The organism is Candidatus Cardinium hertigii (assembly GCF_050864855.1).
GTDB classification, from domain to species: domain Bacteria; phylum Bacteroidota; class Bacteroidia; order Cytophagales; family Amoebophilaceae; genus Cardinium; species Cardinium hertigii_C.
This window is the reverse complement of sequence record NZ_JBOZWW010000007.1, coordinates 1-15,157: the sequence shown is the minus strand read 5'-3', so window position 1 is coordinate 15,157 and position 15,157 is coordinate 1. Positions and strand designations below refer to the sequence as shown.

The following is a 15,157-nucleotide window of genomic DNA, read 5'->3' as shown; positions in this document are numbered from 1 at the left end:
ATTATTTCTTACGATGATGGTACAGACATGGACCGATCTGCACATTTACCCATTGCAATAAATTTATAAGAAAATATCGATTTTATTACTATCTACGTGGAGGGCTTCATGGGGAATGAGGCTAAAAAAGCATATATTTGACCCAAAATCTAAAAAAAGATTTCTGTTCAGTAGGACTTCCTTACGTTTATAGTTTAGCGCATATATATAATCATCTATACTGCATTGCAATTTTCGGTAACACATGAAGATCAGTATTCCAAAGCTAGAGCAGGGCTGATCACCACTAGTAAAGGCACCATTCGTACACCTATATTTATGCCAGTAGGTACGATAGGATCAGTAAAATCTATTCCGCAGGATGTACTGCAAGACCAAATCAATGCAGATATCATTCTAGGCAATACCTATCACCTCTATCTGCGGCCAGGTACTAAAGTATTGGATAAAGCAGGAGGGCTCCATGCTTTTATGGGATGGCATCGACCCATATTAACCGACAGTGGAGGCTATCAAGTCTACTCGTTAGCAGACCGTCGTCAGCTGACAGAAGAAGGGGTTACTTTTCGTTCCCATATAGATGGATCTAAGCATTTATTCACACCAGAACTTGTAGTAGATATTCAAAGAAGCATTGGCTCTGATATCATGATGGTACTGGATGAATGCACCCCTTATCCTTGTAGCTATCACTACGCAAAGGCTTCTATGGAACGTACCCATCGCTGGCTCAAAAGAGGCGTAAATTATTTTGATACTACCTTAACGAATCAGTATGCCCATCAAGCACTTTTTCCAATTGTGCAAGGTAGTATCTATAAAGACTTACGGGTCCAATCTGCTGAAACCATAGCTGCAGCAGACAGGCCTGGTAATGCCATAGGAGGCGTATGCCATCCTGATGGTCAACTGTATGAAATTACAGAGCTGGTCTGTTCTATTTTACCTAGGTCTAAGCCGCGTTATTTGATGGGGGTTGGTACACCTCTGGATCTTTTGGAGTGTATTGCCTTAGGCGTAGATATGTTTGACTGTGTAATGCCTACTAGAAATGGACGCAATGGTACTCTGTTTACCACACAGGGTATCTTAAACATTAAAAATAAAAAATGGGCATATGACTTTAGCCCCATAGATAGCGCATTAGGTGGGCCAGTTAGTGGCTATTATTCAAAAGCCTACCTGCGTCACTTGATCACCTCCAAAGAACTATTGGGTGCGCAATTGGCCAGTGTCCATAATTTAACTTTTTACCTATGGTTGGTGCGTCAAGCTAGAGAACAGATTGAGAAAAATAGTTTTGTTGCATGGAAAAACCATATAGTTAAAACCATCATGGAAAAAATCTAATCAAAATGAAGCTACTAGATCGGTACATTTTTAAAAAGTTTTTTTCTGCTTTTTGGGTGATTCTTACCATCTTTATTTTAGTTTTTATCGTTATCCACTTAGTGGACAACATGAGTAATTTTAAAAAGCACCACCTTTCTTTTCAACAAGTATTCAATTACTACTGTGTATTAGTGCTTTATTTAGTGAATCTTATAGCCCCTCTTATTGTCTTTGCTACCACTATATGGTGTACGACTAGGCTGGTAAAACGATCAGAAATTATTGCACTATTAAGCGGTGGGATTAGTTTGCATCGCATCATAAGACCTTATATAATCATTGCTTGTTTGCTTACTGGAGCCAATTTTTATCTTACAGGTTGGTTATTGGCCAATGTGAATAAAGCGCGTGTTCGGTTTGAAACAGAATATCTTGACCTGGGTATGGGTAGTTTGCATGAGTCAGATTATATACAGCTTAAGGTAGGCACTGATCAATACCTACACATTGGCAAGTACCATGGTTACAATAATACCGGATATGATATCAGCTTAGACACCTTTAACCATAACATGCTGATAGAGCGACTATCTGCTGAAAAAATGGAATGGAATGGAAAAGATCAAACATGGATCGTACGATCTTGGCAAAAACGTATCTTTTTTCCAAGACATGAAGAGGTTATAAAAGGAGACCACTTAACCATTTCCTTAGCAGTCCATCCAGAAGATTTTTCCATTAACCCCAACTTAAAGGATGGCTTAACCCTTCCTGAATTGGCAACACATATTCAAAAATTGATCTACAAGGGTAGTGCAACTGTACGCTTTTTCATAGCTGAGCAACATATTCGCTGTATGGCACCCTTTGCCATTTTTATTCTTATTGTATTGGGTTTTTTAGTAGCATTACATAAGCCCAGGGGAGGAGTAGGAGGACGCATTACGTTGGGGATTATACTGGGTTGCTTTTATATAGTCCTGTTTTTATCTGCTAAAATTGTAGCTGAGACACAAAGTGAACACCCATTATTGGACATATGGTTGCCTAATATTATTTTTTCTATTTTATGTATCATTTTTTATCGACTCCTATCCAAATAATACCTACTATAGTGGATTGATTTATTGTTTGGTCCTGGAAAATTGTAGTATATTCTATTTAATTTGAAATTAAAATTTAATACAACAAAAAATAATTTACCCATTTAAATTGCCAAAACCAATGGTAGGATTCAATCTTTTCCATGTTGCTACCATTACAGAAATAGAAAATATTATATGCATAAAAAACAGATAAGCTACATTAAGCCTTTTAATCTATTGGCACTATTGTGTAGGGTTGTTTTATTTTTTTTATTCCCGCTATATGGTTATGCCAATCGATATCCATCAACAAAAAACAATGATGACGCACTCCATATTGCAGTATTTAAAAATTATGTAGAAATAGTTAAAGTTTTATTATCAGTTCATGGTATTAACATCAATCTAGAAACTAATCAAGGTAAAAGCGCCCTTGATTTAGCCAGAGAAAATAATCATTTAGCATGTGTTGGTCTTTTAGAAAAAACACTAAAAAAACAGAGTTAAGGAGACTACAGCTATAGGATTATAGTAAAGATCCCGTACCAACCTATTTAATGAGACTATAGGGGGGTAATACACCTCTAAGAATCATAGATATTCAATAGCTACTTCTCTTAATAGATCTGATTTTGTTAACTTTATATTTCAATTTATTTTTTGTATGCTTTACAAATTTTTTCTTTAAAAATCTTAGAAAGATAAAAAAGATGCTTACTAAGTCTTAAACGAAAATGCTAAATTAATCTTTTGCTTAGAACAAGGATTACCTTTTCCAGTCTATTACTGGTGCAACATGCCTACCATTCTATATAGATCAAATTCTGCTTGTTTTACCTTAAAAGCCTGTTCTATTAAATCAATTTCTATTTTTTGCGTATCTTCTTCTGCTTCATGCAGTTCAAGGAGTTTTAACCGATTCAGGCGATACTTTTCTCTTACAAAAGTCAATTTTTGTTTACTTATTTTCAGTTGTGCTGCTACTACTTTGTATGCATGTAAAGCATGATGGTATTGCGATTTTTTATCTTCGAGCCCACCTTCTATAGCTAGTTTTTTTTGTGTTAAGGCAAATTTTTCATTATCTAATGCGATTTTTGCTTTTTTAACCGTTGCAGGCAGTAATAATAAGGTAGCTATATCAATACTAATGCCAATGCCCCCAGACCATTTACTAGGGTTATTGTCCACAGACCATCTTTTATCTTTTAAATCATATAAGTACCCATTTGAGCGAAAACTACTGAACAGGTTTAAACAAGCAAGTGGATAGGCTTTGGCCCTACTTAAATGGGTAGCGGCTATGGCCACTTTTTTTGCTTGTATGGCAGTGTCTAAATCAACTAGTTTTTCTTTTCTGACAGCCTTTATATCCCATATAGGGTCAATGGAAATATTGGATTGCACCCATGTTACTTCATTGATGGGCTTACCAACCATTATGTTCAAACTTCTGCGTTTTTCTTTCAATGCTTCTTGCCGCTCTAATAAGGTTAATTTTACCTTTTTAAGGGCTAATTGTGCATCCAAACAATCTATTTGGGAAATAAGTCCCACCCGCAATTTTTCTTCCTCTGTGTTCAATCTAGTTGTTGCTAGCTTGATCAGATTATTCGATAATGCCCACTTTTTTTGCGCCAAGGCTAATGCATAATAGGCATAAACAACTTTCTGTAATTCGTTTTCTACTGATTTTTTTGCCACTAGTATGTAAAGAGCATTATTTTGACCATCTATTTTAGCTTGAAGAATTTTATCAAAGAGGGATGTAAGTTGCCATTCTACGCTAAAAATAGGTCTAGATTCAATGGTATGTATGGAATATTTTGATTGCCAGGTATTAATTTGATTCGTTTTTAGCGTTACCTGAGGCGCCCATAAACGAAAATGGTCTATCTTAGTGGAGAGGATGGCTTGCTTTTTTGTATTATCAGCCATCTGAATATTCAAATTATTTTTTAAGGCCATATGTATCGCTTCTTCTAAACTTATTGGCTTCTTTTTTGCTTCTGCAATATCATAGCCCAAAAGTACAATGGTGCACATCATACGGAAACCTACAATCCATTTTTGAATCACCGACATTTTTAGTAAAATTTTTATTAAATAATCTTTCCATCTATAATTTCTTGAATACTATTACATTGTCGTGCTACCTGTATAGAATGTGTGACAATAAGAATGGTATTCCCTTCTCTATTCATTTCCTTTAGCAAGGCCATAATTTCATGGGCTGTACTGCTATCTAAGGCGCCCGTTGGTTCATCTGCTAAGATTAAAGGCGGATCAGTTACCAGTGCACGTGCAATGGCTACCCTTTGTTGTTGACCACCTGACAATGCATTTGGCTTATTATGGGCATGAGCAGATAAGCCAACTCGATCTAGCATAGCGCATGCACGCTTGTAGCGTTCTTTTCTTTCTATGCCCTGGTAATAAAGAGGTAACGCTACATTTTCCAAGGCCGTTTTAAAAGGAATTAAATGAAACCGTTGAAAGATAAAGCCAATTAATTCACTTCTATATCTACTGGCTTGTTGGTTAGAAAGATTTTTTATATGTACGCCATTAAGATGGTAATCTCCATGGTCATAATGATCTAGTATGCCAATAATGTTCAACAAGGTAGACTTCCCTGCACCAGATTGTCCCATTAAAGCAACTAAGTCCCCTTTTTCAAGGTAAAAATTTACGCCATTTAGGACATTTCTAGTAACTGTACCATTTTGATAACATTTGTATAAATCTTGAATCTGAATCATGCTACGTTTCTACAATTAACTGGTCTGCTTCTGTAAGGCCTTCTTTTACTTCAACATAAAGCCCATCTGATATCCCTAATACTACATTTTTCGGAACCGTTTTACCTTCATGCAAACATTTTACAAAACAGTCCTTTCCTTTCATTTGAACCACGCTTTCTGGAACAGCCAGCACATTATCTACTTGTTCAAGTACTACCTCTGCCAGTGCTAAATAACCTGCCCGTAACGTAATTTTTGATTTTTTTGGTTGCTGTACCAGCCCTTCTATTTCAAATTTAATTTCTCCTTTTTTTAATTTCTCTTCACTAGCTTTTGGTGAAATTTTAGTTAACGTAACTTGTAATTTTGCTTCATTAAAGGCATTTAATGAAGCTATAAAGGTCATCCCTTTGGTTAAATCAGCTACATCTAATTCACTGACTTGGGCTGAAAACAAAAAATGATCCATATCGCCAATAACAGCCACTGTAGTACCATGAGCATTGCCACTGGTAGCTTGTACCATACTACCTTCCTTAGCGGGTAAGGCTAAAATGGTTCCTTTTGTAGTAGCCTTAATGAAGTTGGCATTTGCTCCCTTTGCAGTGGTATATCCTTTTTGGCTGATTTGTAATGATTTTTGTGCTGAAGCAAATGCTTCTTTGGTTTGTTCCCAGGACGCTAAAGCTGCTTCATAAGTTTCTTTGGCTAACATCTTTTTAGTGAAAAGGTGTTTACTTCTTAAATATTTTCCTCTGGCTTGATTTAGATTAATAGAGGCCAAACGCAACTTGCTGGCTGCTTCCTCAACCTCTTTTGGATTGGGCTGTATTTTAATACGCGCAATTTTGGTACCTTGCTGCACATAATCCCCCACCTCTACCCATAATTTATCTACAATGCCTGTAAGATGTGTTTCTAAATTAATTTCTTTATGAGGTATAAGGCTACCGGAAAAAATTTTTTTTCGAATAATCGTTCTACGCGTAGGCTGCGTGGTTTTAAAAGTTACTTGATGGAAGTTGCTCCATTTGACTTTATAGACCCTGGAATAAGCAAAAAGGCCCCCAGCTATTACACCAGTAGTTAAAATAAATTTAGTGATTGTACGCATTTTTATTCATTATTTAAAGCATCTATTGGCTTAATGTATAGTGCTCTTTTTGCAGGGATAATGCCGGCTAGAGAACCAGATAATATCAAAACAATTAAAGCAGATACAACCATAGAAAAGTGAAATTCAAAATGAGCGATGCCATGTTTTTCAATAATAGGCAATAGATAGGTATTCATCCACTGGAGCATGCTTATACCGATTCCCAGTCCTAAGACACCAGAAATGAAGTTAATGATGATCGATTCTAGTAAAATTAACCCCATAATATCGCTTGATTGCGCACCCATCACTTTACGAATGGCCAATTCTTGTGTACGCTCCTTTACAACCACACGCATCATATTACCTATACCTACCACTCCACTCACTAAAAAACAGAGACCGAGGAACCAAATAAATCCTTGCATCACTACAAATAGTATCTGGAAAGGCCTGGCTTCTTTGTATAGATGTCTTATGTACAGTGCTTGTTTATCTTGCGCTTCAAAATTGAGCCGCCTAGCCAAATAAGCCCGAATTTTTTTTTCTACCTTTATAGGATTTTGTTTGGGTGCTAAAGTTGATATCATGTAATTAATACTTTCCCCATCATGCGGAAACAATGCTTTAAATAGACTGCTTGGGATAATGATCCGATTGTCATCCTGACCAGCAGTTGCTTCTAATACGCCAATCACATAGAAGGTAGTACCATCTATTGTGATAAAGGTTCCAGTTGTTGATTGGTTTCCAAATATTTTCGTTTTTATTTTAGAACCTAGTAGGCAGACTGGAAGTTTATGTGCTGCATCACGTTCAGTAAAAAAACGTCCCTCTACCAGTTCCAAATGTTTCATTTTTTCATAGCCCACACGCACCCCTAATATATTAGTTTTATGTGCAGCTTGCCCATATATAACGGAACAATGGGTTGAAAATAGAGGCATGATGTGTTCAAAAACATTCAAATGAGCGGCTAGCTCGTCTGTGAGTGGTTCAGTTAGGTGGATGGTACCAGTTGATCCATGGCCTCCGTAAATGGACATCACTTGGCTACTATAGCTTTGAAATTTTTTTACCATACCATTGTAAAATCCAGTACCTGCTCCTTGTAAAAGCACCAAAATAAACATTGCCCACATTACACCAAATCCGGTAAAAGTGGTTCTCATTTTATGTGCTTTTAAGCTATGGAAAACCTCTAAAAAACTTTGATATCCAAACATATATATAAATATACAATCGGTTTATCGGAAAGGGAGATTTTGGTATTAAAAACAAAACCATCCGATCCAAATCATTTACGATTCAATGCCTCTACAGGCTTTATCTTTACCGCTCTGATGGCAGGTACAATGGCAGCTAAGGAGCTGCTTAAGGCAATTAATCCCAATCCGATAAAAATTGACTCAGGCGAACACCTTAGGGTAGATAGGTAATAGGTTTGACATAATGGAACGAGCCATTGATTTAACAACTGCATAAGCAAAAAACTTGCTGTAAAGCCAACCATACCCGCTACAAAAGTTACCATAATGGTTTCGCATAAAATCATCAACACAATTTCTATAGAACGACTACCCAATACCCTGCGAATAGCCAGCTCTTGTGTTCTTTCTTGAACGGTCACAAGCATCATATTGCTAATGCCTACCATACCAGTTAGGAGCAAACATATGCCTATAATTGCATTAAAAGTAGCTAGATTTTTAAAAAAATTATGAAATTTATTGGCGTGTTTGGTAAGGCTAAATAGACCAAGTCCTTTTGTATTTTGCACATCAAAATGTAAGTGGCGGGCAAAATAAGAACGAAATTGTGATTCTACTATCTCTTCACGAGCAGTTGGTACCAACGTAAGGCGAATAGACTCTACATTATCACTATACTCAGGAAGTATTTTTTTAAACAAACTATTGGTTACCAATAACGCATTGGATTCACCATACATTCCACGAAATGCATCTAGTACACCCACTACTTGTAGGCCCATATCTCCCAAAAAAATGTATTTCCCAATAGCAGAGGTTGCACCAAATAATTTTTCCTTAATGTTTATGCCGATGACGCAAATATTATTTACAGTTGCTGCATCACGTATGGTAAAAAAACGCCCCTCCTGGATGGGTAAATGGGTTAATAAAGCATAGGAAGGGTCACATCCCAAAGTCCGTGCGTTAACCTTTTGGGCAGCATACGTTACGTCACTATTATACCGTAACATAGGACTAATCTGCTGAATAGCAGGAAAAGCTTTGGCAAAGTTGCCAACCATTGTAGTCGGAATAGGGTGATGCCTACCAGCAGTGCTACCCCCCCAAATAACCATTGTTTTCGTGCCATACTTTGCAAATGCATTGGACACACCACGGTGAAAGCCATTGCCCACACCCAATATCAACACCAGTATAAAAATAGCCCACCATATGCCAAAGCCCATAGAGAAGGTCCGGGATCTATGGGTATTGAGGCTTTGGGCAGCCTCCTTTAAAGCATATATAAGCATAAGACTCTACAATGGACTAACCAAACAACTGATCAAATCTAATATAAAATGTACAAAAAACATAATTTACCTTGGTAGCATATAACCTATGCAACTTTAGGTTATAGCCACTGCTAAAAAACATATCATGGCATCAACTTTCCTCTGCTCTAGGATGCGCTTTTTTAAAAATTTCTTTTAATCTCGTCAGAGAATTGTGGGTATAGATTTGAGTAGTTGCCAAACTGGAATGGCCTAATAATTCTTTAATAGATTGTAAATCAGCTCCTTTATCCAATAGGTGTGTAGCAAAAGTATGGCGCAATATGTGGGGACTATGTTGACTAGCGCGTGTAGTAGGTGCTAGATATTTCTTTACTACCCTGTAAATAAACATAGGATAACAGGGGTTCCCCCGGTCGGTTACGATGAGTTGGGGGGAAGAATGATAACCTACTCGCTCTTTTTCTACTATGTAATCAGTGATCAACGGTATAAGTGGTCGTGGAAAAGGAATGATCCGTTCTTTATCGCGCTTCCCTATTACCTTAACAGTTGCATCTGTAAGGTTGATGGCCTTTTGGGAAAGGGCTATTAGTTCAGACAGCCGCATACCTGTTCCATATAGCAGCTCTAAAATCAACCAATCGCGCAAACCAGCAAAATGAATGGGAAATGGCTGTTGGTCTAAGAAAGAAATCAGCTCCTTTTCTTGAAAAAAAATAGGCAACCTTTCTTTCCCTTTTAGACTTTTAAGTGAGGCTGTCGGACAATCTGTTGTCAGGGATATTTTTTGTAAAAAAGTATAAAAACTACGTATCGCTGCCATTTTCCTATTGATAGAACAATGGGTAAGTCCTTCCTTAGCCAAAGACATGATCCAGTTACGCAGATCCTGTCCCGTTACTTCAGTAACTATTTTTTTAGAGATGTACCCAGAGAGGTAGCTTATAAATTGAATTAGGTCTGTTTGATAGGCCGTAATGGTATGTCGACTTGCTCTTTTTTCTACTGTTAAATGGGTTACAAAAAGGGTAAGAAATTGTTGATTATCCATAAGCGCAAATATAAAGCTTTAGCAAGATAAAAAAGCTATCCATAAACGATCCTAAAATAGTCAAAAAAGTAAACTATGCGTGACTGCATCTGGCCTTAATGCATACGCTCCCATTTATTCAATATATAGTTGAAAGTACTGCAGATCAAACTAGATACTAGACTTAGCCGTTGTGGCCATATAACATGCGATATTTGTAGATGGATTTCAATTTTTTCGCTTTTCTGCTTACAGTGGGTTTCGTATAGGCCATACGTTGCCTGGCTTCTTTGAGTACGCCTACCCGTTCTACTTTTTTCTTAAATCTTTTAAGTGCTCTATCTATTGCTTCGTTTTCTTTTACTTCTATAACAATCATATTTTATTTGGTTTGTGATTAAACTGGATACAGCATATGAAATCTAACTACAAATCTACTCTAAAAATAGAGCAAGCACAAGGTGCTTTTAATAAAATAGGCTATTTTTAAGCGTTACCCGCTATTTTCATGAATGCTATGGATTGATAGGTGAAGATGGATATCCATTGTATGTAGTTTTAGTGAACTGCCATATGTTTTGGCCATGTTTCATCTTAAAAAAACAATGTTTACAACTTTTTTAATATATCGGGAAAATATTTGGTTAATGTGTTGGCGTTAACTTTCAGGTATAATGATATCAAACTAATTTTTCTATTTTTATCTTATTTCATCTCCAACAAAAGTTTATTATCACTTAACTAGCTGTTTATGTTTCTGTATCATTTTTTCTCAATTGCTTTTAAACAAAAAAAACAAAAGTATTTGATTACAATTATCCATTGCATATGCTTTGCATTGTTTGGCTTTTTAAGCCATGCTAAGCAAATGCAAAAAATAAAAACACCTCATTTCAATATAGGCTTTTATAGGAGTGTGACCAGCTCTGCAGAGCGTATAGCGAACACGTTAGAAACCATATATAAACCTGTCTGTAAAACATTGGGGGTATATCCCAGTCCTATTCGTTTATGGATCGATAACCAATCTACGGAGTGTAACGCGTTCTTTACGAATATGCCACGTCATATAAAGATGTATACTTTGTATGACTATGATCCCTATTTTATTGGAAATGGAGATTGGTTAAATATGTTGTGTATACATGAGTTTAGACATGCAGTACAACATAGTATTGAATACCATAATGCACCTTTTTGGCTCAAGCCTTTGTATTTTTTCGGCAATTTGGTTCATTATTCCAGTATCCCCCCTTTTTTCAAAGAAGGTGATGCAGTTGGTATAGAAACAGCACTTACAAAAAGTGGTCGAGGGCGTTTACCTGGATGGGAAAAATTATACAAAGTTAACCTTCTAGAACGTGGCGCACCTAGTTTTGAAAGACAAATATTTGGCTCATTGAAACATGAGATAACATCTGAATATCATATAGGTTATTACTTTACTACACATATCCGAAGAAATTATGGTTCAGATGCTATCAAATCTATTTTTGAAAAAACCATCCAAGGCATGCCTTTTTTTGGATTTTATCATGCGGTAAAAAAAGTTACTAAAAAGTCGATACTGAAAGTATACCATGATATGAATCAAGAATTATTGCTTGGTTGGCAAAAACAGTTAGAAGGACTAAAAATTACGCCTGCTACCCAACTTACCCTTAAGAAAGCAGGGCATAGTTTTGATTATATGCAGCCATTTATTGACCCATCAGGTAAATTGATGGCATGTAAAAGAGGTATAGGATTGCGTGATCAATTGGTACAGGTTGCGATTACGTCTTCTGAGCCGACCGTACCAAAAAATATAGTTTCACCTTTTCGGAAGGATAAAACTATATTTTATTTTATAAATATGAGTGATAGGTTTGTTCCATCTAATTTTGCTATTGGGCAGGGCTGTGCAGTTTGGTTAGAAAGCTGTCGCCATCCTTGGAAAGGAAAACGGTATACCATGCGGTTACAGTATTATGATTTTAAACAGAGAAAAAGACGAACCCTTGTAGCAAGCAGTAGGTATAATGCACTAGCTATGCGTTCTGATACCCGCCAACTGGTTGCCGTAGCATCTGATAAAGCCAGTAACCATTTTTTAGTTGTCTTAGAAACAAAGTCAGGTAAGGTGGTTAAAAAAATAGATAATCCGGATAATGCTTATTATTTAACGCCTAGTTGGTCTGGTGCGTCAGAGATAGTAGTGGTAAAAACCAAAGACCAAAAAAATAGTATTGTACGCATCAATACGGATACAGGTAAAACAGAAATACTCTTGCCTTACACCTATGAGCATAGAAGTTATCCCAAGGTATATAAAGACTATTTACTCTATAACAGTTCCTATAATGGCATTGATAATATTTATGCCATGCATCTACCTACTCAAGCTTGTTTTCAAGTTACTTCAAGAAAATATGGAGCCTATTTGGGAATGGTAGACCCTATAACCAATCAACTTATTTTCAGTGATTATACTAAAAATGGTATGGAAATAGCCGCTATGCCTTTTGATCCTCTTTTGTGGACACCTCTGAAAGAAGTAGAGGATAGGTCTGTAACTTACTACGAACCATTGGTTCTACAAGAAAAGAATGGTGATATTTTGGAAAAAGTGCCCAACCATCAATATCCGCTTACTAAATACTGTTTTGGAATAAATAATATCGGTTATAAGGGCATAAATTTAGAACCCAATTGGAAGAATAAGTCACTACTTATCACGCCTGTTACATTAGTAAACTTACAAGATGATCTAAAAGTTACCCCTTATTTTAGCCTATTGATTCAACCTAAAAATCAACCTCTAATCACTAAAATAGGCTTATACGCAAGGTATAGAAGATTTTATCCAGTCTTTAAGGTAAGGATTTCAGGTGCATATAATCAGTATAATTATGCTTCTAACTTAATGCAAAAAACAGGTCTATATTGGGAAAAAATATTAGAGTTAGGTATAAAACTACCTCATTACTTTACTTTAGGAAATTGCTTAGGCAAAGCATCTTTACAAGTTACTTGGAATTTCAAACAGGCTTTTGATGAAAAAAGCTATTGTGATACAGAGTATTTATTTAAAATAAACAATCACTCCATGCAAAGTAAAAGAGATAGATATCCACCCTGGATGCAAGTACTTCATATAGGGTTTTGTACCCCTCGAGATTTTTATGGAAATAATCTGTACTTTAATAACTATAAAAAAACATGTTATTTTAATTTAGCACTCTATTTTCCAGGGATTCAGCACCACCACTATTTTATTGTTACTTTAGATCCAATTATTCAACTTGAAAGATTCAAAAATCCACACAATAAGTGGAATTGGAAGGACATGGTTAAAAACGTTAAACTTAAATATGGTTTGCCCTTAGCCTATCCAGAGTGTGGCATACCACTCATTTGGTTTTTAAAGGATATATGGATAAATGGTTATTATTCAACGCTAGATACCAACCAAAATCCCGATACCTTTGGCCTAGAATTTAATTTCTCAAGTAAATTACTCTCTAATAGAAATATTTATCCTATTCATATTTCTATCGATTTCCCTTGGTTAGAAAAGATAAATGATCATTGGATTTTCAGCCCTGAAATGCCTCATTTGAGTATAGATTTTAATCCTAAAGGCTGTTAATGGCTCCATCTACACAGTTAATTTTTTAGTAGCGGTTCCCAAAGCACAGGCCATTAGGTGATATACCAACCCCTGATCTGTCCAAATTTTGAATCCTTTAATCACCGCTTCTATATGTACATTTCAATAGTTAAGTAGTGCTTATGCTATATTAATTTGTAATGATTTTTCAATCCAATATATAAACTTAATCATTTGATTATTAGGTATTTTGTAAAATAACTAAAAATTTTTCTGCTTTATTGTTGGAAGGTTTATTGGAAATTATAAAAAAGTACGTATCTTTGTTTCAAAGCTAGTCAAGGTAGCGCGCCAACTGGTAAAAAAGTGGCACTTTAATTTTGGCTTAGTTTTAGTTCTTTGAAATAAATGTAGGTAAGAAACTCATTATTAAACATGAGTGAGAAGAAGTTGTGTAACTCAAAAAATCATTCTTAGTAATTATATCAATTACCTAAGAATACCGTTAATAAATAATAGAAAGAAGAGTTTGATCCTGGCTCAGGATGAACGCTAGCGGCAGGCCTCATACATGCAAGTCGAGGGGCAGCGAAACACTTCGGTGTTGTCGGCGACCGGCGAACGGGTGCGTAATGCGCATGCAATCTACTTTACACTGGGGAATAGCCTCCGGAAACGGGAATTAATACCTCATACAATCTTATTAACGCATGTTAAAAAGATAAAAGCTCCGGCGGTGTAAAATGAGCGTGCGTCCTATTAGCTAGTTGGTGAGGCAATGGCTCACCAAGGCTACGATGGGTAGGGGTTCTTAGTGGAAGATCCCCCACACTGGCACTGAGATACGGGCCAGACTCCTACGGGAGGCAGCAGTAGGGAATATTGGTCAATGGGCGCAAGCCTGAACCAGCCATGCCGCGTGCAGGATGAAAGCTCTCTGAGTTGTAAACTGCTTTTGTACAGGAGCAAAACAATCCCTGCGGGGATTCTTGAGAGTACTGTAAGAATAAGCACCGGCTAATTCCGTGCCAGCAGCCGCGGTAATACGGAAGGTGCAAGCGTTATCCGGTTTTATTGGGTTTAAAGGGTGCGTAGGCGGCTTATTAAGTCAGTTGTGAAATCCTAGTGCTTAACGCTAGAACTGCAATTGATACTATTAGGCTTGAGTTAAGAATAGGTAAGTAGAATTTATGGTGTAGTAGTGAAATGCTTAGATATCATAAGGAATACCAATAGCGTAGGCAGCTTACTGGTCTTTAACTGACGCTGAGGCACGAAAGCGTGGGGAGCAAACAGGATTAGATACCCTGGTAGTCCACGCCGTAAACGATGATCACTCGGTATACATAAATTTATGTGTGTCTAAGCGAAAGCGTTAAGTGATCCACCTGGGGAGTATACTCGCAAGGGTGAAACTCAAAGGAATTGACGGGGGTCCGCACAAGCGGTGGAGTATGTGGTTTAATTCGATAATACGCGAGGAACCTTACCTGGGCTAGAATGTATTTTGCTACTTTGAGAAATTAAAGGTTCCTTCGGGACAAAATACAAGGTGCTGCATGGCTGTCGTCAGCTCGTGCCGTGAGGTGTTGGGTTAAGTCCTATAACGAGCGAAACCCTTTTACTTAATTGCCAGCACGTAATGGTGGGAACTTTAAGTAGACTGCCCGTGTAAGCGGGAGGAAGGAGAGGATGAGGTCAAGTCATCATGGCCTTTATGCCCAGGGCTACACACGTACTACAATGGCATGTACAAAAGGAAGCTACTTGGTAACAAGATGCAAATC

General features: G+C 36.9%; 11 protein-coding genes and 1 rRNA gene. 5 read left to right on the top strand and 7 right to left on the bottom strand.

The features are described from left to right. Positions 1 to 225: 225 nt before the first annotated feature. The 3 genes from tgt (at position 226) to ACRRVB_RS00425 (ending at position 2,924) form a co-directional block, all read left to right on the top strand. Positions 226 to 1,350 (top strand): tRNA guanosine(34) transglycosylase Tgt, encoded by a 1,125-nt coding sequence (gene tgt / locus ACRRVB_RS00435; RefSeq protein ID WP_432466060.1) that lies wholly within the window; start codon positions 226 to 228, stop codon positions 1,348 to 1,350. A gap of 5 nt (positions 1,351 to 1,355) precedes the next feature. After that, positions 1,356 to 2,435, top strand: a complete 1,080-nt coding sequence (locus ACRRVB_RS00430) for an LptF/LptG family permease (protein WP_432466059.1) — start codon at positions 1,356 to 1,358, stop codon at positions 2,433 to 2,435. Positions 2,436 to 2,612: 177 nt separating this feature from the next. After that, on the top strand, positions 2,613 to 2,924 hold the full coding sequence (locus tag ACRRVB_RS00425; RefSeq protein WP_432466058.1) for an ankyrin repeat domain-containing protein: 312 nt from the start codon (positions 2,613 to 2,615) through the stop codon (positions 2,922 to 2,924). 276 nt (positions 2,925 to 3,200) lie between these two features. Here ACRRVB_RS00425 and ACRRVB_RS00420 read toward each other — a convergent pair whose 3' ends face one another. From ACRRVB_RS00420 to rpsU, 7 genes are all read right to left on the bottom strand, one after another. Then, positions 3,201 to 4,466 carry a TolC family protein gene (locus tag ACRRVB_RS00420; protein WP_432466057.1) on the bottom strand — a complete coding sequence of 422 codons (1,266 nt, stop codon included), beginning with the start codon at positions 4,464 to 4,466 and terminating at the stop codon, positions 3,201 to 3,203. A 53-nt stretch (positions 4,467 to 4,519) separates the two neighbouring features. Next, positions 4,520 to 5,179 (bottom strand): ABC transporter ATP-binding protein, encoded by a 660-nt coding sequence (locus ACRRVB_RS00415; protein ID WP_432466056.1) that lies wholly within the window; start codon positions 5,177 to 5,179, stop codon positions 4,520 to 4,522. A gap of 1 nt (position 5,180) precedes the next feature. Beyond that, positions 5,181 to 6,275 carry an efflux RND transporter periplasmic adaptor subunit gene (locus ACRRVB_RS00410; RefSeq protein WP_432466055.1) on the bottom strand — a complete coding sequence of 365 codons (1,095 nt, stop codon included), beginning with the start codon at positions 6,273 to 6,275 and terminating at the stop codon, positions 5,181 to 5,183. 2 nt (positions 6,276 to 6,277) lie between these two features. Further along, the gene (locus tag ACRRVB_RS00405; RefSeq protein WP_432466054.1) at positions 6,278 to 7,483 is read right to left on the bottom strand and encodes an ABC transporter permease; all 1,206 of its coding nucleotides are present in this window, start codon (positions 7,481 to 7,483) and stop codon (positions 6,278 to 6,280) included. Positions 7,484 to 7,554: 71 nt separating this feature from the next. Beyond that, on the bottom strand, positions 7,555 to 8,763 hold the full coding sequence (locus ACRRVB_RS00400; RefSeq protein WP_432466053.1) for an ABC transporter permease: 1,209 nt from the start codon (positions 8,761 to 8,763) through the stop codon (positions 7,555 to 7,557). Positions 8,764 to 8,896: 133 nt separating this feature from the next. Next, positions 8,897 to 9,799, bottom strand: a complete 903-nt coding sequence (locus ACRRVB_RS00395) for a tyrosine-type recombinase/integrase (RefSeq protein WP_432466052.1) — start codon at positions 9,797 to 9,799, stop codon at positions 8,897 to 8,899. A gap of 163 nt (positions 9,800 to 9,962) precedes the next feature. Further along, positions 9,963 to 10,157 carry a 30S ribosomal protein S21 gene (gene rpsU / locus ACRRVB_RS00390; RefSeq protein ID WP_432466051.1) on the bottom strand — a complete coding sequence of 65 codons (195 nt, stop codon included), beginning with the start codon at positions 10,155 to 10,157 and terminating at the stop codon, positions 9,963 to 9,965. A gap of 489 nt (positions 10,158 to 10,646) precedes the next feature. Here rpsU and ACRRVB_RS00385 point away from each other — a divergent pair, with 489 nt between their 5' ends. Together ACRRVB_RS00385 and ACRRVB_RS00380 are read left to right on the top strand one after the other, a co-directional pair. Next, positions 10,647 to 13,409 (top strand): hypothetical protein, encoded by a 2,763-nt coding sequence (locus ACRRVB_RS00385; RefSeq protein ID WP_432466050.1) that lies wholly within the window; start codon positions 10,647 to 10,649, stop codon positions 13,407 to 13,409. 478 nt (positions 13,410 to 13,887) lie between these two features. Continuing rightward, positions 13,888 to 15,157 (top strand): 16S ribosomal RNA (locus ACRRVB_RS00380); the annotation flags it as partial.

Bases quoted from the DNA above. Each gene is read 5' to 3' on its own strand.
- ACRRVB_RS00430 (WP_432466059.1), top strand. From the start codon at position 1,356: ATGAAGCTACTAGATCGGTACATTTTTAAAAAGTTTTTTTCTGCTTTT.
- ACRRVB_RS00425 (WP_432466058.1), top strand. From the start codon at position 2,613: ATGCATAAAAAACAGATAAGCTACATTAAGCCTTTTAATCTATTGGCA.
- ACRRVB_RS00420 (WP_432466057.1), bottom strand. From the start codon at position 4,466: ATGATGTGCACCATTGTACTTTTGGGCTATGATATTGCAGAAGCAAAA.
- ACRRVB_RS00415 (WP_432466056.1), bottom strand. From the start codon at position 5,179: ATGATTCAGATTCAAGATTTATACAAATGTTATCAAAATGGTACAGTT.
- ACRRVB_RS00410 (WP_432466055.1), bottom strand. From the start codon at position 6,275: ATGCGTACAATCACTAAATTTATTTTAACTACTGGTGTAATAGCTGGG.
- ACRRVB_RS00405 (WP_432466054.1), bottom strand. From the start codon at position 7,483: ATGTTTGGATATCAAAGTTTTTTAGAGGTTTTCCATAGCTTAAAAGCA.
- ACRRVB_RS00400 (WP_432466053.1), bottom strand. From the start codon at position 8,763: ATGCTTATATATGCTTTAAAGGAGGCTGCCCAAAGCCTCAATACCCAT.
- ACRRVB_RS00395 (WP_432466052.1), bottom strand. From the start codon at position 9,799: ATGGATAATCAACAATTTCTTACCCTTTTTGTAACCCATTTAACAGTA.
- rpsU (WP_432466051.1), bottom strand. From the start codon at position 10,157: ATGATTGTTATAGAAGTAAAAGAAAACGAAGCAATAGATAGAGCACTT.
- ACRRVB_RS00385 (WP_432466050.1), top strand. From the start codon at position 10,647: ATGCAAAAAATAAAAACACCTCATTTCAATATAGGCTTTTATAGGAGT.